At 53.1% G+C, this 24162-nt stretch carries 17 protein-coding genes and 1 pseudogene; 9 read left to right on the top strand and 9 right to left on the bottom strand.

The window, feature by feature from the left end:
• Window positions 1-8: 8 nt before the first annotated feature.
• The 6 genes from F0169_RS03385 to F0169_RS03360 all read left to right on the top strand — a co-directional run bounded on the left by F0169_RS03385 (window position 9) and on the right by F0169_RS03360 (window position 7241).
• The gene (locus F0169_RS03385) at window positions 9-1505 is read left to right on the top strand and encodes a DUF262 domain-containing protein (RefSeq protein WP_152745553.1); all 1497 of its coding nucleotides are present in this window, start codon (window positions 9-11) and stop codon (window positions 1503-1505) included.
• Entirely contained in the window at window positions 1495-3525 is a 2031-nt protein-coding gene (locus F0169_RS03380) for a DUF262 domain-containing protein (RefSeq protein ID WP_172979316.1), read from the top strand. The genes F0169_RS03385 and F0169_RS03380 overlap by 11 nt, the downstream gene beginning before the upstream one ends.
• A gap of 274 nt (window positions 3526-3799) precedes the next feature.
• Window positions 3800-4129, top strand: coding sequence for a hypothetical protein (locus F0169_RS27670; protein WP_152745549.1), 330 nt, complete (start codon window positions 3800-3802; stop codon window positions 4127-4129).
• Between the two features lie 91 nt (window positions 4130-4220).
• Window positions 4221-5189 (top strand): DUF932 domain-containing protein, encoded by a 969-nt coding sequence (locus F0169_RS03370; RefSeq protein ID WP_152745547.1) that lies wholly within the window; start codon window positions 4221-4223, stop codon window positions 5187-5189.
• Window positions 5190-5268: 79 nt separating this feature from the next.
• Complete coding sequence (locus F0169_RS03365) at window positions 5269-6273, top strand: YqaJ viral recombinase family nuclease (protein WP_152745545.1); 1005 nt, start codon at window positions 5269-5271, stop codon at window positions 6271-6273.
• Between the two features lie 74 nt (window positions 6274-6347).
• Window positions 6348-7241 (top strand): recombination directionality factor, encoded by an 894-nt coding sequence (locus F0169_RS03360; protein ID WP_152745543.1) that lies wholly within the window; start codon window positions 6348-6350, stop codon window positions 7239-7241.
• Window positions 7242-7307: 66 nt separating this feature from the next.
• On the opposite strand, the gene F0169_RS03355 is transcribed toward F0169_RS03360, so the two are convergent.
• Window positions 7308-7655 (bottom strand): helix-turn-helix domain-containing protein, encoded by a 348-nt coding sequence (locus F0169_RS03355; RefSeq protein WP_152745541.1) that lies wholly within the window; start codon window positions 7653-7655, stop codon window positions 7308-7310.
• Between the two features lie 138 nt (window positions 7656-7793).
• On the opposite strand from F0169_RS03355, the gene F0169_RS03350 reads away from it, so the two are divergent.
• The 3 genes from F0169_RS03350 (at window position 7794) to F0169_RS03340 (ending at window position 9762) form a co-directional block, all read left to right on the top strand.
• Window positions 7794-8147, top strand: coding sequence for a hypothetical protein (locus tag F0169_RS03350; protein WP_152745539.1), 354 nt, complete (start codon window positions 7794-7796; stop codon window positions 8145-8147).
• A 94-nt stretch (window positions 8148-8241) separates the two neighbouring features.
• The gene (locus tag F0169_RS03345; RefSeq protein WP_152745537.1) at window positions 8242-8871 is read left to right on the top strand and encodes a histidine phosphatase family protein; all 630 of its coding nucleotides are present in this window, start codon (window positions 8242-8244) and stop codon (window positions 8869-8871) included.
• 195 nt (window positions 8872-9066) lie between these two features.
• Window positions 9067-9762 (top strand): hypothetical protein, encoded by a 696-nt coding sequence (locus tag F0169_RS03340; RefSeq protein ID WP_241679042.1) that lies wholly within the window; start codon window positions 9067-9069, stop codon window positions 9760-9762.
• Between the two features lie 126 nt (window positions 9763-9888).
• Here F0169_RS03340 and F0169_RS03335 read toward each other — a convergent pair.
• The 8 genes and pseudogenes from F0169_RS03335 to brxC form a co-directional block, all read right to left on the bottom strand.
• Window positions 9889-10104 (bottom strand): annotated as a pseudogene (locus tag F0169_RS03335) (bacteriophage T4 gp5 trimerisation domain-containing protein); the annotation flags it as partial.
• A gap of 522 nt (window positions 10105-10626) precedes the next feature.
• On the bottom strand, window positions 10627-10989 hold the full coding sequence (locus F0169_RS27665; protein ID WP_241679041.1) for an MIT C-terminal domain-containing protein: 363 nt from the start codon (window positions 10987-10989) through the stop codon (window positions 10627-10629).
• Window positions 10989-12728 (bottom strand): BREX system Lon protease-like protein BrxL, encoded by a 1740-nt coding sequence (gene brxL, locus F0169_RS03330; protein ID WP_241679040.1) that lies wholly within the window; start codon window positions 12726-12728, stop codon window positions 10989-10991. Before brxL ends, F0169_RS27665 begins: the two co-directional genes overlap by 1 nt.
• A gap of 12 nt (window positions 12729-12740) precedes the next feature.
• On the bottom strand, window positions 12741-15248 hold the full coding sequence (gene pglZ, locus F0169_RS03325) for a BREX-1 system phosphatase PglZ type A (RefSeq protein WP_152745535.1): 2508 nt from the start codon (window positions 15246-15248) through the stop codon (window positions 12741-12743).
• Window positions 15249-15459: 211 nt separating this feature from the next.
• Entirely contained in the window at window positions 15460-18963 is a 3504-nt protein-coding gene (gene pglX / locus F0169_RS03315) for a BREX-1 system adenine-specific DNA-methyltransferase PglX (RefSeq protein ID WP_152745532.1), read from the bottom strand.
• A gap of 2 nt (window positions 18964-18965) precedes the next feature.
• Window positions 18966-19463, bottom strand: a complete 498-nt coding sequence (locus tag F0169_RS03310) for a hypothetical protein (protein WP_152745530.1) — start codon at window positions 19461-19463, stop codon at window positions 18966-18968.
• Window positions 19463-20596 carry an AAA family ATPase gene (locus F0169_RS03305; protein WP_152745528.1) on the bottom strand — a complete coding sequence of 378 codons (1134 nt, stop codon included), beginning with the start codon at window positions 20594-20596 and terminating at the stop codon, window positions 19463-19465. Before F0169_RS03305 ends, F0169_RS03310 begins: the two co-directional genes overlap by 1 nt.
• A gap of 8 nt (window positions 20597-20604) precedes the next feature.
• Entirely contained in the window at window positions 20605-24156 is a 3552-nt protein-coding gene (brxC, locus tag F0169_RS03300) for a BREX system P-loop protein BrxC (RefSeq protein WP_152745526.1), read from the bottom strand.
• Between the last annotated feature and the right edge of the window lie 6 nt (window positions 24157-24162).

The raw sequence follows: 24162 nt of genomic DNA, 5'->3' as shown, positions 1-24162 counted from the left end.
GCCGATAAATGACGCGTGAATCTCCTGTCCGGGTCAGCACCCTGGCATTCGACGATCTGCTAAAGCTAGGTTGGCCATTGGCACTGGACAGTTATCAGCGCGGCTTCGTGTGGGGCCCGGACAAGCTGTTGCAACTGACCAGTGATCTCGCAGAGTTCGCAGGCCAGCCGGACAAAACCTTACCATACTACATTGGCGCGGTATTGCTGCATCGCGATGTGCACCAATCGAGAAGGTTCATCATCGACGGTCAGCAGCGCATCACGGCGTTGTCGCTGCTGTATCACCGCGCGACCGGTGCACTGCCAGCGGGCCAGGTGCTCAGCTATTCGGGGCAGTCCGCACGACATATCCGTGAAGGGATTCAAGCGTTGAAGCAGCAAGAGCCGATTGCACCGGAGATCATCGGAAAGCTTCGTCTGACGGTGATCGAGGTGGACAGCAGCGACCTTGCCTTTACCTTTTTCGATACCCAGAACAATCGCGGCGTGCCTCTGCGGGCCACCGACCTGCTCAAGGCCTATCACCTGCGTGCGATCGATCACGCAGACGCTGAGGGCCATCTGAAGACAGCCCTGCAGCAGCACTGCGCCGAGCGCTGGGAGGCGCTGCAACGTCAACCCGCGATTCTATCGCCTGGCCATGATTTTGCCCCCAACCTGTTCAATCGTTTTCTCTGGCGTGCGCGGCGTTGGCGCGGTGCGCAAACTCCAGCGGGCAGACACGAGACGCTGCTGACCGAGTTCCAGTGCGACACATGGAACCACGTTGCGGACAGCCGCAGCAGCGTCGACAGCGTGCCGCTCTACGCCACCCGACACAATCGGCTGGCAACTGCGTTGACGCTGACGGGCGACGGAGAGCACGTACTGCACGGCAGTCAACTGCGCATCAGCCACAACCCCGCGAACTTGCCGATGGCACTGCGCCAGCCCATTCATGAGGGCGTGGGCTTCTTTCTCTACGCAGACAAGTATGCCGCCCTGCTGCAGAGGCTGATGAACGATGCTGTGCCCTGCGCACAGGTGAGTTTTTTCCGCGCGATATATCGACAGCTGCTGTGCAACAACCAAGAGTATCTGCGCGAAATTTTCATGCTCTGCAGCCTGGTGTACATGGATCAGTTCGAAGTCGAGCAACTGACCGCGTTTGCCTTACGCCTGGAGTTTCTGCTGGGCGCAATTCGCCTGGAGAAAAAACAGGTCAAGCAGGAAACCGCCGCCAACTTCTTCAGGTTGGCCGAGCTAAACCTGCTGGATGTGATCGCACAAAGCTACCATCCGAAACAGGTGTTGGACTTTCTGCAAAAACGCCAACAGGCCGTGGCATCGTTGTATGCCGATGAAACGATTGAAGTGGGGAATGGTGTGCAAGGTCGATACAAACGGGCTGTTCTGGCGTTCTACAAGGTGCAGGCGGATCCTGAATGCCGCAACCTTGCGGACAAATCACAATGGCTTGAGCTGTTTCTTAAAGCCTCCCATGGAGCTCGCCATGAGCATTGATTCCGGCCTCTGCACTCTACAACAGCTGGCCAACAGGAAAGACGCTGCGTGGTGTTTCAATGTGCCGATTTACCAGCGCCTGTATGTGTGGGGTGATGAGCAGATCAAAACACTGCTGACAGACATAGCCAATGCTTTCGATCGAGGAGACACGCAGTTCTTCCTGGGCGGCACGCTGTTGGTGGAAAAAACTATCAATGACGATCGCATTCAGGGCGTGCGCCGCTTCGACCTGATCGACGGCCAGCAGCGTTTCACCACGTTGTGGATGCTCAGCACGGTGCCGGTATGGAGCCAGGTGATGGAGGACTTCAGTAGGGTTGTGCTGAAGGAAGGGACGATTCCGCGTCTGCACTTCTCCATCCGGGAGCAGGTGAACGACTTCCTTGCCAGCATGATGCCGGGGGGAAAAGCGACGAGCAGCGAAATCATCGATACTCAGAGTATGAGAGAGGCTCAGCAATTGATGGCCTCCTTCGCGCAGACATACAAGCGTGCTGACGGCGGGCCTGTCGATGATGAATATCTCAAGGCGCTGGCCGGCTTCGTGTATCGCAATGTATCCCTGGTGCTCACGAAGGTGCCTGAGGGCATGGACCTGAACAAGCTGTTCGAAGTCATCAACAACCGTGGTATCCAGCTACAGCATCACGAGATTCTCAAGGCTAGGTTGCTGCAGGACATCCCCGCGGAAAGCCGTTTCCGTTTCGCGGCATTATGGAATGCCTGTGCCGACATGAGTGGCTTTGTCGAGCGCAATCTGTGTCTGGAAACCCAGCTGGAGGCGCACCGACTGGGGGATCTCTATAACAAGGGGCAACTGCTCCATGCAGGCGCCGTGCACGGGCTGCTCGATCGAAAGACGCACTCCGCGCAAGCGGATGGCTACGACCGCCTAACCTTGCAGGCCATCGTTGACGGCTCTGTTACCGATATCGGCGCGGCTTCGGCAGCTATCACGGAGGATGACGGAGAAGCCCCCTGGGCGCGGAGCATCATCGGCTTTCCACTCTTCTTGCTGCATGTGTTGCGTATATGGCTGAAGGAGCAAGGGCAAGCAGATCTGCCGCGTGTGATGGATCGGCATCTGCTCGCCCTATTTGAAGCTCACTTGCTAACGCCAGCGGATTCGGCGCAGCGTGTGGCAAGGGCGCAAGGGTTCATTGATCTGCTCTGGCGCATGCGTGTGCTGTGGGACGAGTATGTGATCAAGTGGATCGATCAGGGCGATGACGAAATCCATCAGGTCTGCCACACCTCGATTTCCGCCAGTGAAGACAAGCGTTACATCAATCGCAGTCGCGACAATGCCGTGCACCAGGGCCTATCGTTGCTGCAGAGCATGCTGTATCACTCGCAGGAAATCACCACCCATTACTGGCTGACCCCCTTCCTGTACTTTATCCACAAGCATGCGCACACCGTGCGGGGTGGTGGCGGTGAAATCGAGCGGTACTTCGGCTTCCTATGCCATCTGGATAACCAGCTGCTTGGAGAAGTGACGGATGCATCGCTGGTCGTACGTAGCCGCCGGTTTATGGACGATCCCTGGCGTACCGCTTCGGCGCTGCAGTTCGAAGCTGTGCTGACTGAGGACCATGGCGTCAGATTTGCGCATTACTGGTTCTATAAACTGGACTTCGTGCTTTGGTATGAACAGCAACGTGATAATGAGTTCTGGGGCAATTTCCGCTTCACCGCGAAGAACTCGGTAGAGCATATTTCGCCGCAGACCCCACAGGCGATCGATACCAACACGGTCTCGCGGGATTGGTTGGACCGCTTTGGCAATCTCGCGCTTGTCTCGCGCAGTATCAACTCGGAGTACGGTAATCTGCCCTACAACGAAAAGCGCCAGCGATTCCTCAACAAACGGGCGTACGAGAAGCGGCCTGACTCCCTGAAAATGGACTTGATCTATTCGAAGGAAACGTGGGGAGAGGTCGCGGCCGATGCTCATCAGGCTGCCATGCTGGCGGCACTGCAATGCCATTACCAAAGGGTTTTCACCATCGATTAGGGTAACGGTTAAGCAAGCGTACTCGGCGCTATCCCGATAAGTCCTCTACTGGAATATCCAGCAGGCGGCAATTAGCCGCCCTTTAACGTATCGGTCCCGGGGGGGGGGGGTAGCCCCAAAAACACAATATTCATAAAACGGCGCCTCAGTTTTTACACAGCCTGGGCCGACTTCTGCTGCACCGATCAAATCACGCATCATAAATGCATATTCGATTCGAAAAAAACTTAACCCTACATCACTGCTATGACACCCCACCATGGAGCCTCAAACCATGTCATTGCAGTGCCCTCGCTGTAACTCACCCAAAATCGCTTCCTTTCACCAAGCCATGAAAATTGCAGCTGCACTCGGTACGGTCGGCGGCGCAGCACGCGGTGTCAGTGCAGCATTAGCCGGCAGTCAAGCGGGTGCCACCGTCGGCGCAGTTGCCGGTCCCTTCGGCGTCGCTCTCGAAGCCGTTTCTGGCGCGATTCTCGGCGGGCTTGTTGGCGGCGCTGGCGGCTGTGCATTCGGCGCTCAACTGGGCGACAAGCTTGACCGTCATGTACTCGCCCACAACCTCTGCCTGATCTGTGGGCATCGCTTTAACCTCCCTGCTTAAACCATTTCCCACTTCTCTCTTTTAATACGTTCGGACAGGGCCACGCGATGCGTGGCCTTTATGCCGGCTCGCCCCCTAAGGAATCATAATCATGGCTCATCAAATCGAACAAATGGCTTACGCTGGTGCAACTCCGTGGCATGGCCTCGGCAGTCAGCTGACTCAAAAACAACCTATTGAAATCTGGCAGCGTGAAGCCGGTATGGACTGGCAGATCCAGGAAAGCCCGGTTCACTTCAAGGCCGATGCTATCGGCCATATGGGCAGCATTCACTCATTCCCGGAACAAAAGGTGCTGTACCGTTCCGACACCAAGGCACCGCTGTCGGTGGTTTCCAACCGCTATCAAATAGTTCAGCCGCGTGAGGTGATGGAGTTCTACCGAGACCTGACTGAAGTGTCCGGCTATGAGCTGGAAACCGCTGGAGTGCTCAAAGGCGGTCGTAAGTTCTGGGCGCTAGCGCGAACGGGACAAAACACCGCATTGAAGGGCAATGATCAGGTCAATGGCTATTTGTTGCTGGCGACCTCCTGTGACGGCACGCTCGCCACCACGGCCACGCCGACCAGCGTTCGCGTGGTCTGCAACAACACTTTGACCATCGCCCTGGATGGCACCACACGCGCCATCAAGGTGCCGCACAGCACCCGCTTCGATGCTCGGGTCGTCAAAAAGCAATTGGGTGTAGCAGTCTCGCAATGGGACGAGTTCATGTATCGCATGCGCGTGCTGGCCGAGCGTAAAGTCCAGTGGCACGAGGCTATGGGATTCTTCATGTCCGTGCTGTGTGAAGTAACGCCCAATAGCAAACTAGCTGAAGTCCTCCCCAACGAACGTGCCCTGCGCAAAGTACAAAGCCTGTACGAAGGACGTGGGCGTGGCGCAACGCTTGAGTCGTCACAGGGCACTGCCTGGGGTCTGCTCAACGCCGTGACCGAGTATGTCGATCACGAGCGCAGAGCACGTAGCAACGAGTACCGCATGGACTCCGCCTGGTTCGGCCAGGGGGCGCAAATCAAGCAACGGGCATTGGAGGCGGCCCTGCAACTCGCGGCGTGAAATGCCTTCTCCCCTTCAACCATAACGCCCGTTCAGCATCCAGCTCAACGGGCATTTTTATGTCCGCAAGGTATCTCTCATGAAAGCGATTCCTAGAAATGAAAATGCTTACAAGAGCCGTCCAGCCCTTCGTTTAATCGGCACCAAAGAACTGCCCCGTGAAGACTGGCTCACCGTGCGCAAACAAGGCATTGGCAGCTCAGACGCAGGCGCAGCGGTTGGCCTGAACCCGTATAAATCGCAGCTGGAGTTGTGGCTTGAAAAGACGGGCCGGGACGCTACATTACCGAAAATAGACCCTCATGATGAGGAAAGCCCTGCCTATTGGGGCAATGTGCTGGAGCCCATCGTGGCCTGGCATTACAGCAAACGCACCGGTAAGAAGGTGCGACGAATAAACGCCGTGCTACAGCACCCTGACCCAGAACTGCCCTGGATGCTCGCCAACATCGACCGAGAAGTGACCGGTGCCGATGATGTACAAATCCTTGAATGCAAGACTGCCGGCATAAACGGAGCACGCCTCTGGAAAGAAGGCGTGCCTGAGTATGTGCAATTGCAGGTCATGCACCAGTTAGCTGTCACCGGCAAGCAGGCGGCTGATGTTGCAGTTCTGCTTGGTGGCCAGCATTTAGAGATTTACCGCATCGAACGGGACGAGCAGATGATTGCTCGCCTGATCGAACTGGAACGCAAGTTCTGGCAATACGTACAAACCGACACCCCGCCTCCGGTCGATGGCAGCGCCTCATCTGAAGCGGCACTGCGTTGCCTCTACCCTCAGGACAACGGCCGAACCGTGGACTTCAGCGCCAATGCTGGATTGGCCGCGACCTACTTGGAGCTCAAAGCTGTTCGGCAGTCCATTACGGCAAAAGAAAGCCGCGAATCTCAACTGAAACAGATCCTGCTGCAAGCCATGGGCGAAGCCACACGTGCGCAGTTCAGCAATGGCTTTATCAGCTGGAAACGCTCCAAAGACAGCACAGTGCTGGATGTCGAGCGCCTGCTGAAGGAGAAGCCCTATCTGCAAGTCCGCTTCAGCAAGCGCAAGGAAGGCAGCCGCCGCGTCCTTATCAACTGATCTTTCTTCCTCTCTGGCCATCCTTACGCGATTCAGTTTTCGGGTGGCCATTTTCACTTCCAAGGAGAACCACCATGCTCAAAGGCCTGGTCATTTCACCGCCCGTGCTCGGACGTATTTCCATTGGTAAAATCGTCGAGAAAAACGGTAAGCGCCTACCGGAAAAAGACGATCAATTCACCATCACCTCACAGGTGCAAAGCAGGGATGGCTGGTTACTGCACCCACTTAACGATGAACTGCGCCAGGGTAAGGAGGACAAGCTGCGCAGCATTCCAGTACGTCTATTGTTCAACGAGCCGGAGCTGAATTTTCGGGCCGACTACACCCTGTTCGACCGGCAATCCGGCCGCCCGCTGTGTGTCGGTAACGGTGAAACCTGCAAACGCATGACCCAGGACGGCATGCAGTCGCTGCCCTGCCCTTCGCCGGATGTTTGCCTACTGGCCAAAGGAGGGGCCTGTAAGCCTTATGGCCGACTGAATGTGGTCATTGGCGATGACGATTCGCTGGGTAGCTTTGTGTTCCGCACCACCGGTTTCAATAGCATTCGCACCCTGGCCGCTCGTCTGCATTACTTCCAAGCAATCTCAGGCCGTCGACTGGCCTGCATACCGCTGGAGCTGCGTCTACGCGGCAAATCCACCCGCCAGAGCCACGGTACGCCGATCTTTTACGTCGACCTCACGGTACGTAGTGGCATGGACATGACCGAAGCACTACAAAAGGCGAGCGAACTTGATACACAACGCATAGCAGTTGGTTTCGACCAGACGGCTCTGGATGACGCCGCTCGCCGGGGTTTCAGCAATCGCGCCTTCGAAGAAAGCGAGGAGGACAGTCACGTCGTAATCGAGGAGTTCTTTGGAAACATGGAGACCGCTAGCACCAAAATCCAAGGTGAGTCGTTGCCAACACCCAACTGCCTTGCGGACAAGTTGGAATCTCTCGCTTCGCAGGCCAACTAAGTCAAACCTGCCTGTGCTGAGGACATCGGCGAGGCAAGAGCTCTGGGACCCTCATGACGGGGCCAATCAGCCGCGATCAAGTCTGGTAACAAGACGCTCCACCATGTCCAGGACAAAGTCGCGGTCATGCGTCCCAAGTCTGGAGAGTAAACCATAAAGCCTGCGCGCCTGGTCCTCTGGGCGAGAACTCCCTTCAGTCAGCAAGTCAGCGGTCTCACAGCCAAAAACTGCCGCCAACTCAACCAAGCGCTCGATGTTAGGCATGACGATACCGCGCTCGATACGGGATACAGCCTCGCTTCCAATTCCAAGCTTTTCCGCAACCTGCTCCTGGTTCAGTTTGCAACGAACGCGCTGGCGGGCAATCGCCTGCCCAACGAGTTCTGCCAGCTGATTTGATTTGGTTTTTGACATGCCACCCTCCAGTCCAACCTGGATGGTTGACCATCAACCCGTTGACATGAAGGACCTTAAAGGCCGAAACTCACCCCAAAAGGTTGATATCCAACCCTTCTTTTAACTACCACCTCTTGCAAGGAGCTCAGAAAAACCATGAATGTCATAAAAGGCCTGGACGAATCCCAGATTGAAGATCTCGTGAGAAGCAAAACATCCTTCGAGGTCCATGGCCTTAGAGGCAACTTCATACCAGGTATCAAACTTGTCGAAACCAAGATTGAAAGCCAGGGGCTGAAGTGTCGAATCAAAAGCGACGTGAAAGGCGCTATCGCTCAAGGCGGTATATTGGGCGCTGTAATTGGAGCTGCATCTCTACCTGTTGGCGTCGTCTTAGCCGCTGCGGCTACCGTCGCCAGTACTGGCCACACTCTAGCCACCTACAATCCCGACTACGAAATCATAAAAGACTACGTCAATAAAAAACTGAAAGTCATCTACAAAAAATAGCAATCAACACAGTCAGCCCGCGCTCGCACTCACGCTCAAAAAGTCTATGAATACCGACCGCAACCAATAAGAATTAAAATATTGGACATCCCAAATGGTAAATATCAGTCTACAAAAAATACTACTAAGTACTGGTTTTATAAGCGCAACATTTTTTGCTTACGAGGCTTTTACAAGAAACACCGTAGAAGTTTTAGACACACATAAAAAACTAATCGACTCTGGACTTTCTGAATACTGGAAAGGTGGGAACGTTATTTTGTTAATAAGGCACGAAGAGCGCTATGATCGCTCAAACAACCCCTGCTTAGACCCAGACGAAGGAATCACAGCTCTTGGAAGCGAGAGAGCAGAAGAAACAGGTATTCATTTAAAAGCACTCTTTGATTTTGACGATGCTGTTATTTTCACTAGCCCAATGACTAGAACAGTTCAAACATCCGACTTCATGCTAGGCAAAGCGAGCCTGCTATCCGATAGAGAGGCCATTTGCGGAAACGACATCGTGGATAAGCTACTCAAACACAAAAACTCCGGCAGAAATCTTATAGTGATGACCCACAACACCTGCATGAAAGATATAATAAAATTCAGCGAACACAGGCAATCATGGAGCCCCGAATACGGGAGCCTCCTATTTGCAAAAACAACAAGCAAAAATGAAATACAGATTGTCGGCACGTTAAATGCTGACGACATCCCTAAACACCTATCGCCGATTTAACACAGAAAGTCATTCATAAATAACTTACAAAAGAATCCAATCGCTTCCTTCCTCCCACACTGAGTTTAAGACAGTGAATATAAATCAGTTGCACTCAAAGCAGCATGCTGCTTGGCGCTTGCACTTTCATTGAACGCACAAGCCGAAGTTGACTACGGGTACATGTATCCACCCATGCTACCCAATGAACAAAATATGAACGATTTACCTTATGCCATTCCGTGCGCAGAGGCCAAAAACCAGTACGGGGCAAAATTCTACCGTTGCACCTGGTATAGCATTCCAAGAAATATCACTCAATGGAATGCACAGCAACAGCGCAACGTCACCTTCAGCAACCACATCAGCGGTAAATGCGTACGAGGCACTTGCCGTGCATCCAATGGTTCAGGTATCTATGGCATGTACGGCCAAGACCTCAGTTTTAGTCTCTCCATTTACTATTACATCTATGAAAGTGAGGATGGTTATCCGATTGCCTATCGCATGGATGGTGGACCAAATAAAAAGGGGAAACAAGTTACTTACGCTCAATCCCGGACAATACTTCAGAACTTTTTACTTGATCACGGCATTAGTAATGCGAGTTTAAAAGACTCTATTGCTGCCTACTCACTGGATGCGAATGCAACGAGTGGCCTATCAATCGATGATGAACCACAGGTCAAAAAGACACCCATGACAAAACCCACCAAAACAATCGACGTAAAGGAAGCCTGGTGCAACCCGCGCGCAGACGATGAATGCACCATCAACGGTGAGAAAGTGCTCAAGGAGGAGCTTAAGCAATACCTGCCAGCTGTCTACGAACTAGAAGTTCTCAACGCAGGCGGACACTGCGAGTATCCAATTTGCTATGATAAAAATGATCATCCTGTCGGAATCAACTAATATAAAGGCACGGATTTTCCCGTGCCTTTATTTTTTGTTTAACTGAAAAACATAATGTACAGCTACAACCTTTATCGCCTATCAAACGACTCAACTGTTTCAATCCGATTCCGATAATATGCAGCGCTCTTCAGCCTTCAGCTCGGTGTAAGTGTTCTTCTCAATGGTGTAATGCCGCTCGTTGCCGACGCGGATTATTTAGTAGTGTTCGATGTTTTCGTCCCAGTCGCGCTGGGCATACAGAAAGATTTTTACCGCACCTTTCTGATCTTCGATACGCAGTTTGTTAAACCCACCGCCACCGTGTGAACTGAGTGTTTTGAACACGGTACGGGTTTGATCGCCGGTTGCGGGAATCCAACATTTGAACTGCCGCATGTGCCACCGGCCTTATGGTTATGAGCGCGTCAAGTGCAGTCAGGACGCCGGCGCATTCAGAAAGGTGTGTCCGCCTGACGCGTACCCTTATTTCAAGAATCCTGCAACTCGATCTAACCAGCTAATCTTCTTCAGGGGCATTTCTACGGTATCCGCTGATATTGGCTTTCGCACATTTTCCTCAACCTTGGCCGACGTAGCACACATCGACGCCTTACGCCGTGCCTAGACGGCCTCCGATGAGTATATGTAGTCGAGTTCTGGAACAAAATCAGCTCCGCTCGCGGAACGTAGGGTGAATGCGTAGTGTTTCTTGGAGCTGTCGTAGAATCCGGCGGCACCGCTAACATCGCTCTCAATACACGCCTCGTTTTTTTGCCGTGCCTGGTTTATGTGTCGCTTAGGCGGTTGATATTAGCCTTTTTATCCTTATACCTGGCACCAAGCAGCAACCAGACTGCAAATTACTTGGTCACCATAAACAACTTACGAATCCGCAGCCGGCTCAAGCCTGACAAAGGTCACGCTGAACTCTTTGCACTGCCTATGCTGCTGCAAGCGATTAGCAAAGCTGAAGGCATCATTCAGTTCAAAGCGCTGGAACACGTCCAAGCCACGACCAAGCACAATTTTCCAACCCGAATCAGTGGTGATGTCACGGTCATGCTTGGTGCCAGAGGTGTCGTAAGCCCAGGTAAAGTGAATTCCAACACCTATGCAAGCATCTGCAATTTTTTGCAGGCATTCGGTCTGACGACCACCATTGGAATCATCCTCAACGGTCACCACATGAACAACTACCTCATCTTCTGGGCCTTGCAGCTTGCTGATGCTCTCCATCAGTTCCATCAAGTTGCGCAACTGATGAACATACGAAGATAGGGGTCTGTGATGATGATGCGCTTGGCACCTACCAGATAGGGACTGAACAACTTGTCAAAACTCAGTCCTCGCTGATTTTCGTGGAAGACCAAATGCTGCTCCCTCAGCACTGGTTCCATTCGCGCAGGGTTGAATGCCCGCGAAGTTGGCCCTTGCATGGCTGGCGCTGCCTCGATAAGCGCCAAAGGGTCAGTGCCGACTTGGGGTAAGTCTGCAGTAGAAACTGCAGTCGCTCCCCTTCGATGGTATTGATTGGGATACTCATCCTCTTCCAGAGTGCGCACCAGCCGTTCCTGAGCATCAGCCCCCTTGTAGGCAAAACGAACGGCCGGATAGGTCGCGTCAATGCGTAGCAACTGATCCTTCACCCGCTTGCGCCCTTCAATTGCAGTGCGCAATACATCTTCCACTTCAGCGTCTGTCGCCTCGCCATGCGGGTACAGGATCTTCATCAAACCAGAAAAGGTCTTGTTGATGCCATCCCGGTCGCGGGTGGAAATCTGGTCGGACAGGGTGAATTGGCCTTTGTAGCGATTCGAGTAATCATGACTACGAAGCGAGCGCAGGATCTCGGCCAGGTAGTCCACCACGAAGCCGTAACCACTGGAGAACATCTCGCCACGGATGACATCCACTTCCCAACCGGGGATGTAGCTGTGAATGCGATCGAGAAAGGCTGAATCGTGGAACTTTTCCGGCAGCGGATCGAACAGGTCCGTGTGCTTAAGCATGTACGGCACGGTGTGATCAGTATTACCCACAAACACCATGCTGGCCTCTGCTCCCAAGGTTTCCACTCCGCGTGAGAACGACTTGTTGGCCATGTAGTTCTTCATGATATCCACCAGCGCCTTGTCCACTCGCTTTTGCTTGCCGGCAAACTCATCGAAAGCCACTACATCCCAGTAACCCACCAGGCCGAGCTTACCTGTGCCGTTATGGACGAACAGCTTTGGCACCGTCACTTCACCACCGGAGATCAGAATGCCGTGGGGCGAGAACTCTGAATAAACGTGCGACTTACCGGTACCTTTCGGCCCCAGTTCGATCAGGTTGTAATTGCGCTCGCAGAACGGGATCAAGCGAATAAGTTGCGCGAGCTTATTGCGCTTACCGAACATCTGCGGATTGAACCCGACGCTCTGGATCAGCAGGTCGATCCACTCATCTGTTGTGAACTGCTTGCGCGCTTCCAAGTAGCCATCGAAATCAAAGCGGGAGATTTGAATCGGCTTAAGCGAAGACAAGATCCACGGCGAAGCTGATTTGTCTTCGGTGTACTCATACTCCACGTCCGCGATACACCAAACACCGCCTACGAGCAGTTTCTGGTGAGCCTTGACAGTGCTGGAGTCGATCAGCACCTTCTTGATGCCCAAGTTGGCGAACTCGGCCTCGTACACGTCATCCTTGTCATTCAATGAGACACTAATGCGGTCGATGACCTTGTGCCTGCCCTTTTCCTTGATGGTCGAACGCACCAGCCCCGCCTCGTTGCGGTGAACATAGTGCTTGCGCAGGATCTCCTTGACCGTCTCGATACCGGTCTGAATCGTCGCCTCGTCATTGGTCGCGCAGTACTGGCCGAGCAAGTACTCCAGCACATACGAAGGCACAATAGCGTTGCCTTTCACCGCCTTGACCAGGTCCTTGCGCACCACCAGGCCGGCAAAGTGCTGGTTGATCTTGTCGTCGAGCTGACTCATTGGAGCTCCTGCTTAAAAATCAAACTCGCTACTGAACGAGCGGCGAATGGAGTAACGAGCGGCTTTGTACCGTGTGAAGTGTGTAGTGCCTTCCACGGTCTCTTCAAGGAGCAGCTCCACCTGCTGATTATTTGCCTCATCTGCCCTGCGGCTAAGAATGAAGCGCACGGGCAACTCCCGTTCACGCGGGTTAGCAGAGCTGAAGTCGAACAACAGCTCATGCTGATCGGATACTAGCTCACCATCCAGCGTGAACAGACCTGCTCGCAGTCGGCGCGACTGCAGCTTCTCGGTCACTGCCTCGGTTTGATAGAGGACCACCGCCAACTGCCCGGTGGTGATGGTCTTCCCACCACCACCGATGAACTCCACATCCACCCGGCCCACATCGCTCTGGCGCTTCTTGTTAATTCGAATGACCGGGATCACAACTTCTTGCAGCGTGGCACCACCGTGCACAAAACGGCTGCCGGAGCCTTTAAGGCGTAGACGGTTAATGGACTTGGGAATCTGTACCATAAGCGTACCCGCCAGCCCTAACTGCAACGGGCTGAAAGTTTTGAAACTGGCTCCTTCGCGCAAGCTACGACCCAGTACAAAACGCCGATCGCGGTAGAGGACCTCACCGCCCTCCGGCTCACTACTGAGAAAATCACTATCCTGCAGCGGATGATTCTGATAGATGAAGCCATGATCAGCAGTGATCAGCAGATTACTGGCATTGGCGTTGGTCAGCTTCTTCACCAGACGGATAAGCTCACTAAGCGTTTCCTCGGCCGCGGCAAATACCCGTTCCTCGGTATCACGAGTGTCGCCGGTCTTGTCGATCAGATTGTGATAGACGTAAACCACCTCGTTGTCACGCAGCAAGGCACGAGAGTCAGCCTGGTTCATCGCCAGTAGATCCTTGGCTCGTACCACCTGGGATGCTGGAACTCTGGTCGCCAATATCTTGCCCCGGTTGACTGAGCCTTGAGCGCTCTGACCATCCACGATGGCATCACCGCTGTCATTGTCGGCCAGTTGCAGATTGTTGTTGGGTAGCAGCGACGCCATTCCTAGCTGGGTGTAACTCGGCAGCATCGATAGCATCGGATCCAGTTCGGCCTCAAAGCGATCTTCCTGACGAATAAGACTTTGCAGCTCCTCGCCTACTTCATAGCGGAACGCGTCGGAAATCAGCACGCACACCTTAGTTTTTCGCTCCACAAAGGGCTGCACAAAGCGGTTGAAGAAATTGCGTTGCAGCACAACGGGCGCAGCCTCCCACTGCTGAGCCGCATCCACGTGCTGCTGCCAGCGGTCATTAAGACGGCTCAGGTAGTTGTTGCCGTACAGATTCTCGACCTGAATAGCCAACTCACCCAGCAACGAAGCCTGGCCGGATTCGCGCAGGTGATAGACGAACTTGCGATAACGCTGATCCAGTCTGAACCAATGGCTGGCGTACTTTTGCACTCCATCAGTCAGCGACTCTATTTGCAGCTGCGTGATATCCAGCACCTGGATGAACTGCGCCGCATGCTCCAGCGCCAGGTACACATCCTTGAAGCGCTCAAACCAGTGGCTCTGACGACGCTGGCGTACCCACTGCTCCACCTCCTGAGCGGTCACTGTACGGGCCACAACGGCACGTACCAGCTCACTAAGGATCTTGCGGTCGATCAGCTCGAAATAATCCAGCTCCAGCAGGCTACGCCAGTCCAGGGCTTGTAGCTTGTCGTCGATCTGCAGCACCGCTGCGCACTGCTCAGATAGTGTCTCGAAACTCTGCTCATGGGAACGACTGTCCTTCCAGCGTTTGAGGAACACCAGCGCCTCAGCGGACAGTCGCGCCTTATAAGCCGGGTCGATCCCAAGCATGAAACAAGCCTTAAACAGCTCGATAACGAAGTCGTGCAACCCTGGTTGCTCGGAGCTATAGCCATAGGCGCGCTTCACCTGCTCCCACAGATAGGCACTCAAGCCGCTGCTTTCGATTAACTTGATCCGCACATCCTTGCTAGCGGCCAGATCACCCAGCAGGTTTTCAAGAATCACATCTAGGCGCGGCTCGTTGCCGGCGCATACAGCAAGCATTTTGCGTTGTAGCAGGTTCTGCGAATCACCTGGCTCCAGTAACTTACCGAGTGCCTCGCGGCGCTTGGCTGATTCGAAAAACGCCACATGCGCTTCCAACAACGGATAGCAGTCCGGTCCCAACTCCAGCTCAGCCAGCCACAGGGCAACCTGATCGGTACGGAAGCAATTGCCACTGGCGAGCTGCACATCCAACAGCCAATTGTGCAAATGCGGAGGCTCAGCACCTTCACGGTAGAGCAGAAACTTCTGTTCCGGTTGCTCCCGTAGGAGGCGGTACTTCACGCCAAACTCATTGTTAGCCAGCTCGATTTTCTCGACATCCGGCAACTCCAGCGTCTCGAAATCAGCACGAAACTCAAGGCGCGTGTCATACCAGAACACTATGCGCTGCTTGTCGAACAGGTTGCTCAGGGCCTGAGTGATTTTGGCGTTACTCATGCCGCGGCCTCGATCTCTTCATCTTCGTCCAACACTTCCTCGATCATCGAAAACGTTCCTCTACTCGCGCATTAGGGAATCAAATAGCATGCAGATCTGCTGGGGCGACCAGACAAAATTTCGCTGGATTGCCGGGAGCACAAACGTCCAGCCATCGATATTGCGTATCGCTTGGCGAGTCGTGAGCGCCTTCTCGAAGCCTCCTGACATATCAGTCTTCCTTGGCATCCAGTCCATTGATCTTCTTGAGCGCCGAGCCTAGTTTGAGGTAATTGACTTTAACGCCATCATCAAGATCCAGGACCACCTGCTCGATGGCCAACGGGTACAAAGTGTCACGCTCGTAGTCGTCCAGCTCCAACAGTTGCTTCTTCAGTGTCTCGATTTCGTTGAGGGCGCGGGTCTTCTCACCCTGGCTCGCGGAGGTGCTAATACCCACCTGCTGCTGGTAGTCCAAGTGCGCTGCGAGCTTTTTGCGGAAGTCGCGCAGGTATCCATTGAGCGCAACGCTCACCGTATCTGGCCGGTAACGATGCATATAAATCAGCACATTGAAAGTGCCGTTGGGGCTGCTGAACAGCCAATAGATGGGGCGCTTCTTGTAGCGCTTTACATGGTCGGTGTAGAAATCTTTAAGGAAATACTCCTGAATGCTGCGAGCGTTGCCATTTTTGCCCAAAGCCAGCTCAATGAATCTCAGGTTTTCCTCAAAATGCTCCTCGCCAAAGACCACGCGCAGGAATTTACGGAAGCGCTCGGTAATGTCATCGGTGAACCAGTCGCCGTCGAGCATAGGGATGACGTTGTCGTCATCGGCCACAAAGCTCGGCTCCGGCACTTGTTTTAAGTAGTCCTCGATCGTCTCGCCCTGGTTAGCCAGAACCAGGCCAGGCTTGTCAAGCGAATAGCGGCCGAACATGCAACCCACGGCATATGACACCAGCTCGCGGATGGTATCGGCAAGCAGCAGCGCCTCCAGCTCATCGTCGGTCTTGATGCCACCGTAGCGGTAATGCGGGTTGCAGGTCAGGGTAATTTCGCGGATCGGCACCTCGGGTACTAGCTCACGCTGCAGGCCATAAGCCTCAATGAAAATGCGGTTGTTCTCTTGCTCAAGTCGCTGCGTCTCCAGCGTAATCTCGCACCAATGAGTTCTCAGCTTCTGGTAAATGGCTTTCAAAGTTGGTTGACGGTAGTCAGGATGCAATAGCGCCAAGCTCGTGAAGTTCCATGAGGTTTCCGAGTAGTCCCAGTCGGCGCGTGCGATCGCTAAGACGGCCTCCATCTCCTGCTCAACTCTGTCATCCGTTCTAAAAACCGCAGGCAATGCGCTGAAGTCACCAATTTTGAAATGCATTGTCGGATTTAAGATTGGTGCCATCCAGGACACAAAGCAGTTATTGGACGCGGAGAGAATCCTTAGGAGCTCACTTCTATCTTTTGGGAATGCACTATTTACCGCAGCATCAAAGCAGAAACTATTGTCGTAAAATCTGAATGATGGATTCTTGATGTTTATATCTGACCACGAAACGCTCTCACGGAAAAAAAAGTCCGTGTTTCGAGGTGTCGACTTTGGCTTTATCGCCTTTATCGCATATCCATCGGTTCTCCAGTCGACAATCATTTCTTGGTTGCCATACCATTTTCGAGTCTGGCCACCCTTATTGTAAGGAAACCAGCGCGCATTCGATGTATTCGCATCAGTGAGGGATGAGATGGCTATCCGTGAAAAAGACACCTCGGTCCAGCGTCTGACAAAACTTTCATTATCACCGGTAGTCATGCCGTTACGCGCATTGACAAGCTCTCCGAACTTCGGATTTTTCTCAAAAGCATGAAAAACATCTTGGCTCAAAGAATACTGGATGGGCGATCCTGGAATGTTTAAAAACTGCCGAGGATTTACACGAAATATTTTTCCACTTCGCTTTCTCTCGAGAAAAACTTCCTGTTTATTTGAGGAATGGGGCGCATCGTTCAGATTTATATATTCGCTAACTTTCGCAGTCCCTTGCAACTGAAGAACGAAGGCTGCTCCCAGTGCGAATTTCGAGTTTAGCTCTGGAAATGAGTTAAACCCTACCTGCACCAGTGATTTGATTGGAGCAGACTTGAGGACTTCTGATCGAATTGCTTCATATGAGGACAAAAACATCCAATTCTGAAGCGTGATCATAGCTATATACCCATGCTGTCTCGACAGTTCGAAGGATCTTTCAATGAACATAGAAAAAAGATCACCCTTACTGACTTTGTACTGCTTCGCTGCAAAACCTTTCAGCGTAGGGTTCATCCCTGCTGAGCCCATATAAGGCGGATTCGCAACCACAACATGGTATCGAGGGCTGAGATAGTCCGCCTGACGCAGGGCTCGCATTACTTTTCTGTGCGTCTCGCTCAGAAACAGCTGTCCGGCCACGTCTTTAGCGGCAAGCAAACGGAGTACCTCTGCCACATCGGTGACATCTGGCCGGATCAAGGAGCCAAAATTGTCGGCTTCTTCGAATTGGCGCAGAGTGGCTTGCAATGGCGCTGTGAGCAGATCACGTCCGACAAAGCTCATGTACTCAGCCAGTTCATCTGCGGCAAAATTCACGTTTTCCAACACGCAGATGTTAGGTTTGATGCCTTTATTGAAGAACCGGCGCTGTTTGGCGCGGGCCTTCATAGTCAGCGCAAAAGCGGCCAACTCCCCGGCTCGCTCGTCGATCTCTACGCCATAAAGGTTATAGGTCAGGATTTTTTCCGGAATCTCGGCCGGGTCAACACCGTCCTCTTCGTAAATGGCGTAGAGCAAGTCGAAGGCGTAGGTGAGCATGTGGCCGGAACCGCAGGCCGGGTCGCAAATTTTGATTTCTTCTGGACTGGCGATCTTCAGGAAATCGGTTTCCGGCTGTTCAGGTGCGACGTAGTACTCCATCTGCTCAGCTAGTTTCGAACTAGGATGGTTCAGCAGCCACAAGCGGCCGAGAGAATTTTCTACCAGATAACGCACAATCCAATGCGGTGTGAATAGCTGGGTGGCAGCGGGAATATTCTCAGGTGTGACCTTCTGGTTCTTCTTTAGCCCTTCGAATACCGAGTCTTTTTTCTCAGAGATATAGAACTGGTAAAGCCAGCCGATTACCTCAACATCGACACAGGCATCTGGCGTCATCGCCTCACGGGTATAGGCCAAGATGGAGTTGCCCGAGAGCAGGTCGTCGGGCATCAGGAGTTCAGTGTAGTCGTCGATTCGCTCGAACAGGAATGGCATGGCCTTATGCCAGGCATTGCAAGCTGCCACCACCAGCAGGCGATAAGCTTCGCCCTGCGGGTCATGGCTAGGTGCGTTTCCGCCAAGCAAGGCAAGGATCTGTTGATGGATTTTTTCCGGCACCGTTTCTCCGTCAATATGCCCCATCTTGGCTTCGGCTAGGATCTCGGGCTGAAATTGCCCCTCGGCGGGCGATACCACGCCAATGCGGGTGTAGCGATTCACATCCATGAAGCGCAGCGCGCAGAATCGATTAAACCAGGTATATGCCACACGCTCGACCACCTGCGCTTCGCTGTGGCTATTAATCGCCTCTTCAAGCGTCTTGATGGCCTCGGCGTTTTCACGTCGCGCGGCGCTGCCGACTTGCAACACCAGTTGCAGGCGCGCCTCGACCAGCTCCAACAGCGTGCGGCGGGCGTATTGGGCAAAACGGCGTAGTTTGGTGGTTTCCATAATTACTCCCCGGCACTCAAGCGGCGGACAGAATCTGCGCCGAACTTCTTTTTGTACTGTTCTAAATTCAAAATGGCACAGGCCTGAGCGCATGGCGTAGGCCAGTCTGTATGCCGGATTGGCAATGCGCGTTGTAGCTCATCCTGTTTTGCCAGAAGCAATGCAGGCTCTAAACTGGCCATCGACAGCAACACGATGTACTGAATGGGTTTGTCAGCTTTACCACTCAGCGTTCGAAACCAGAGGCTGTCTCTGTACTTTCCAGCCAAATCTGGAATTAAGTTCCCGCCTAGTAACTTTTGCGTGAATGCGTCTGGATTTGCGGCCGCCGGCCTATCAGGATCCTTAATCTCAAGGAAGACATAGTGGTCGGCGAATTCGGCGATGAAATCCACACGTTTCATCGTGCTTTGCTGGTGCAAGGTGTTGTTATCGAAGCATATCGCCTCAACAGCTAAATTGAAGTCAAACTCCAGGTCATCCTCAGATAAAATGGTCATCAAGCAACTCCCAGTGAGCGCTTGATTTCTTCGTCATAGAGGTTACTGAAGGTATTGGCGATGGCATTACAGTTCAATTGCCGGTAGTCATCTGCAGACTGTACGACCAACTGTCCATTTGCATTTGAAAGCGCATGAAACATAATGTGATCGCCCTGTCCTCTTTTTACAAGAAGATCAAACCATTTAAGTAGAACGTAATCGTGAGTTGCCAGAATGACCTGCTGACCATTGCGTGACAGCTCCAGCATTATTTCCACCAACAGTTTCATCAGTTTGGGATTCATATTGGTTTCAGGTTCGTCCCAGAACACGGTGCCAGTTCGACCCGGGTCGAGCTGGCGATTTCGCAGTAACAGCTGAAGAATACCAAGTTTTCGGATACCCTCAGCCGCCATGTTTGCCGACACGCTTTCGCCCTTATTGGCGATAAATGCCTCCTTCACGCGAGTATTCAGGTTGTGCTGATCCTTGTCTCGCTGCACGAGGTACTGGCCCGGATCATAAGACATCAGCACCGACCCACCGACGTCGGTCAGACTAAAGCGCCCCTCCAGAGCATTCACCAGTTTTTCGTAAACAGCACCGAAACGAGGATCACTTTCGATGAGGTCTCCCGTCTTGAGTGGTTTCTTAACTATCAGTTTTCCACAGAGATCCAAGTAGGTGCTGTCGAAGATAGACTCTATGGTTTTCAGGTCAGCATCTTTGCTTTTAATGCCGCGCAACAGGGATAGCACCTCCTTGGTGGGCAAGAAAAGCGGGGCGCCCAGAGCGGGTTGAGCGATGATCTCGGTTAATGATGCGGTTTTCGAGGCTGAGGTAAACCTGGCCCGCAAGCGTTGGCCGCCAGCAAATTGAGAGTGTATTTCGGCGTGCGATCCCACCGGGGTGCCATGCCGAACCAGTTTGCCAAGACTGTCGCCTGTAGGTTGATAGACTCTACAAAGCCGCTTGGCCAGATCTGCACCTTGCAGCTCATCGCTCAAAGCTGAGTGGGCGACGTAGGCGGCCTTAAGCAACTGAGTCTTCCCCGTGCCGTTTTCGCCAATGAGGATATTGATGCGTGGCGAAAATTGAATGATGAGATCAGCAAACTTAGCAAAATTCTTTAGTTCGAGTTTTTCTAGCATATGAGCCTTTACACCTGCACGCGATTACCAGTCTGAATTTCCTTCAGCCAGGCTTCGCGCAGTTTTTGGAGATAATCATCCAGTTCAGACTCGTTGGCCAGCCAAGGTTTGGCATAAGCCACCTTGATCGTGCGGGCTGGCACCAGGCGGGGTTCAACGGGGGATGCTGGAGGTGTTGTAGTCGCTGGTTTGCCGCCATCAGGCGACTCGGCAGTCCCAGCTGAAGCGCTGAAAGGAGGGACGACCGATTTTGGCTTGGCCAGACATTCGAGTTGCAACAACAACTGCGGATAGCGCTCATCTTCAAAGTCACGCAACTGATCGCGGATCATTGCAATCCGTTTCTGACCTTGCAGCGCCAGCACAGCGCCAGCGAAAGGTTTGGCCAGTTTTGCCTGATCCTCCGAACTAAGGCCCGCGTATTCATCAGTGCTCTGCAGCCGATGGGACAGTTCGTCGAGACGATTGGCGGCGGATTTTTTTTCAATCTCCAGTTGATTGACAATGCGTTGCTGCAAAGAGTCCAGTATAGGCTTGGCTTGCTGCAGGCGATTACCTTGCCACGGGCGATTGTCAGTCAGCACCCCTCGAACAATGTCGACGTCATGCGTGCCCACATATGCGAAATTGTCTTCCTGCTCCAGCACCAGCTGGCGAGCCTGATCGTAAATAGCTTTTTGCGGGCTGCCCATGAAACGACATAGCGGCTCAATAATCTGCTCTTTTGTATCGAGCATGGAGTCGGAAGCGCGGGACAGGTCGGTAAGAAACCAGCTGGCATTTTTGCTGCCAATTTCCTTGAGAGTAGCCATCACTCCATCCAGCACGGTGAGAAAACCATACAAGGTTTTTTGCCCATGCAGCTCAGCTAAGCCAGTCTCCAGTTCTTTGATGGCTTCGATGGTTTCACGCGCCAGAGCACGGGCTTCGTTGCAGCTGGCGGGACGGTCGAAAAAGTCAGCAAAAAACTCTTTGAGATGGCGAACTTGGGAGGCGCTGAACTCTATTTGCGGCTCCAGCACCAAGGTGGTGTGGGCATTGGTATTACGCAGGCTGCGCTCCAGGTTTTCGCCTTCCAGAGGGTTGCTGTCTTGCCGGACTTCCACCTTACTGCGTGCGCAAAGCAGAGCGAGATTGCAGAGGATAGCTGCATAGTACCAACCGTAATTTTTACGCTCGAAGCGCTCCAAAAGAGTTTTGACCGTAGTACGCACACCGCTGCGGGCGTTGCTCTGAATATAAGCCAGCAGCTCCTGCTCAGGCTCGGTCAGACTTGTGACGTCGTTGCCAAGCAAGCCGTCCTGGGCCTGGCGCAAGTATTTGCCGATGTCGTTCTCGTTAAACGGCACATCGCGCAGCATACGCAAGTTCGGATAAGTAGTTTCGATCAGTTGGTAGAAGCCTTTGAGAATACGGGCTTGACCGTCGTTACTACTGGCATCTACATCGGCAGCGTTGATAATCAAGTGCGCTTTGCCGAGCAACTCTCTGGCACGACCTTGGAGCTCAGCCAAACGCTCCGTATTCTGAAAGCCCTTGGCATCGATGATGCGTTTGACCGCTTCCTGCTGGGTACTGCTGTTCTGCCGGATGTATTTTTCAGTGCGCTTGTGCAGGGTGAGATCCTGCATGAACCGGGCATCAGCCGGCAGCACCACGCGCAGCTCATCGCGGCCCATGCTTTGCATGCGTTGCACTGAGAGGTTATCGAAATTATCACTAAGTGGAGTGACTATGTGGATGGCCAATTCAAACTCACGACTAAGTGAGCGGTCGTCCATTTTGCGCGTATACGCGTAGTCCTGACCGTTTAAATAGCGGACCTTGCGCTGTTTGATCACACCGTCGAAAAGTAAGGTTTCCAGCTCCTTGATGACATCGGCAGATTCGATCTCAGTATTCTTGATCTCTTCTTCGATGTCCTTCTCCTCGTCGGTCAGGTACTCGTAGATCTCGCCATTGCGCTGAATGTAGGTTTGCTGCTCCAGTAAGTTAACTGCCGCTTCCAGCTTCTTACGTTGGGCTGGAATATCTTCTCCAAAACGTTCCAGCATCAGTACATTGAGATTGCGCAGAGTGGCCTTGAACTCCTTGACGTACTTGACCAAAAACAGTGCTTTGAGCACGCGCACCGCGTATGGGTCGCCAAGGTGCCGCTCGGCATTGTTGATGGCGCTTTGAATAGCGCTTTTCAGCGCGCCGCGAATGCCTTCGAACATTCGATCGAAGGTCGCCAGCTGGCCCACTGGTTCGTTGTCGATAGCCATGGCTACTTCGCGGAATACACCGAGCATGGAGCGCTCGCCCACCGAGTTAGCCTTGCCCTCAAAGCCGTTGTGCATGGATATTCCACGAATAGTCGACTGGAACAGCGGGAACTGGTACGGCACGAATGGATAGCAGTAGGTGAAGTGCTCCAGATCGCGGAAGTTCTGATAGTGCTGGCCGCCGTCGGCAAACTCGAAGAGGGTTTTGAAGTTGTTGAACTGTTGTTCGTAGACGGTTTTCAGCAACTCCGCACCGGTATCGTTCTTGGTAAGCAAGCGCTTCTGGATCACCTCAGCCACGTCGGCACTGGTTAGCTTGAGGCGGTTGGCAAAACGCGCCTGGACCCGAGAAAAGTCGTTGCTTTGCTGCTTGCTCATGTCCCCCATCACGGAGTCCATATCCTCCTGTGCGGTGACTATAATCCACGCCCTACCCTGGCACTTGGTGGCCAGACTTTCCGCCACGGTCTGCAGGTTGGTCATGAGCTTCGTGTTATCGGCGATGTACTGGCCGACTTCATCGACAAAGAAGTTCAAACGAAAGTTGATTGGTTGTTTATCCAGCCATTCCTTGACTTGGTTGCCGAAGTCTTCAATGGAGACACTGTGCTGGGCACGGTATTTGTCGAGGATACCCTTGGATAGTGCCAGGTCTTCGCCAGTGATCTGAGCGTAGGCTTTAGCGATGTTACCTGCCTCCAGCAGCGCCTGTTCGCGACCACGCTCCCAGGACTTGTTAGCGATGCTCTGGTAGGCACCCTTGAACGGGTGGAACATTTCGCGACTGTCTAGATCGCGCTCAAACTGGGCGATATACCCCTGTTTACCGTAGTAACCGCACGTTTCGTTAAACACTTTGACAAACACCGAAAGCAAGGCGTCGATCTGAGTCTTACTGATGATGTCGGCTTTCTGGTCGATGTTGAAGAGGATACTTTTCGACGGGATGGCTACAGCTTTCTTGAGCTGAGCGCGCAGCAACTCATCGTCACCCTTGATCTTGGGCAGAAAAATATCCAGTGCAGTACTACCATCAACTCGGCGGTTTTCCAGCAATAAGGCAAGCATTTTAAGCAGGTGCGACTTACCCGAGCCGAAGAAACCAGACACCCAGACGCCGTTGGCATGATGGTAATCAGTGTAGGCATCCAGGAAATGCTCAAGCCGCTTGGCAACTTCGTCAGTGAGTACGTATTCGCTCAGCTCGTTGTACAGGCTGGTCTCGTCGTCAGCTTTAATGACGCCTTCAATCGGACGGCCGACGGAGTTTTTGAAAATACCATTGAGTTCCATTGACTG

This window comes from Pseudomonas kitaguniensis, assembly GCF_009296165.1.
GTDB lineage: Bacteria > Pseudomonadota > Gammaproteobacteria > Pseudomonadales > Pseudomonadaceae > Aquipseudomonas > Aquipseudomonas kitaguniensis.
The sequence above is the reverse complement of the archived record's forward strand: the minus strand, read 5'-3'. Positions and strand labels throughout refer to the sequence as shown.

Excerpts from the sequence above, each read along its gene's own strand:
- F0169_RS03365 (WP_152745545.1), top strand. The coding sequence starts at position 5,269 with ATGAAAGCGATTCCTAGAAATGAAAATGCTTACAAGAGCCGTCCAGCC.
- F0169_RS03380 (WP_172979316.1), top strand. The coding sequence starts at position 1,495 with ATGAGCATTGATTCCGGCCTCTGCACTCTACAACAGCTGGCCAACAGG.
- F0169_RS03370 (WP_152745547.1), top strand. The coding sequence starts at position 4,221 with ATGGCTCATCAAATCGAACAAATGGCTTACGCTGGTGCAACTCCGTGG.
- brxL (WP_241679040.1), bottom strand. The coding sequence starts at position 12,728 with ATGAGTCAGCTCGACGACAAGATCAACCAGCACTTTGCCGGCCTGGTG.
- F0169_RS03350 (WP_152745539.1), top strand. The coding sequence starts at position 7,794 with ATGAATGTCATAAAAGGCCTGGACGAATCCCAGATTGAAGATCTCGTG.
- brxC (WP_152745526.1), bottom strand. The coding sequence starts at position 24,156 with ATGGAACTCAATGGTATTTTCAAAAACTCCGTCGGCCGTCCGATTGAA.
- F0169_RS03360 (WP_152745543.1), top strand. The coding sequence starts at position 6,348 with ATGCTCAAAGGCCTGGTCATTTCACCGCCCGTGCTCGGACGTATTTCC.
- F0169_RS03305 (WP_152745528.1), bottom strand. The coding sequence starts at position 20,596 with ATGCTAGAAAAACTCGAACTAAAGAATTTTGCTAAGTTTGCTGATCTC.
- F0169_RS03345 (WP_152745537.1), top strand. The coding sequence starts at position 8,242 with ATGGTAAATATCAGTCTACAAAAAATACTACTAAGTACTGGTTTTATA.
- F0169_RS03310 (WP_152745530.1), bottom strand. The coding sequence starts at position 19,463 with ATGACCATTTTATCTGAGGATGACCTGGAGTTTGACTTCAATTTAGCT.
- F0169_RS03385 (WP_152745553.1), top strand. The coding sequence starts at position 9 with ATGACGCGTGAATCTCCTGTCCGGGTCAGCACCCTGGCATTCGACGAT.
- F0169_RS27670 (WP_152745549.1), top strand. The coding sequence starts at position 3,800 with ATGTCATTGCAGTGCCCTCGCTGTAACTCACCCAAAATCGCTTCCTTT.
- pglX (WP_152745532.1), bottom strand. The coding sequence starts at position 18,963 with ATGGAAACCACCAAACTACGCCGTTTTGCCCAATACGCCCGCCGCACG.
- F0169_RS03355 (WP_152745541.1), bottom strand. The coding sequence starts at position 7,655 with ATGTCAAAAACCAAATCAAATCAGCTGGCAGAACTCGTTGGGCAGGCG.
- F0169_RS27665 (WP_241679041.1), bottom strand. The coding sequence starts at position 10,989 with ATGGAACTGATGGAGAGCATCAGCAAGCTGCAAGGCCCAGAAGATGAG.
- pglZ (WP_152745535.1), bottom strand. The coding sequence starts at position 15,248 with ATGAGTAACGCCAAAATCACTCAGGCCCTGAGCAACCTGTTCGACAAG.
- F0169_RS03340 (WP_241679042.1), top strand. The coding sequence starts at position 9,067 with ATGAACGATTTACCTTATGCCATTCCGTGCGCAGAGGCCAAAAACCAG.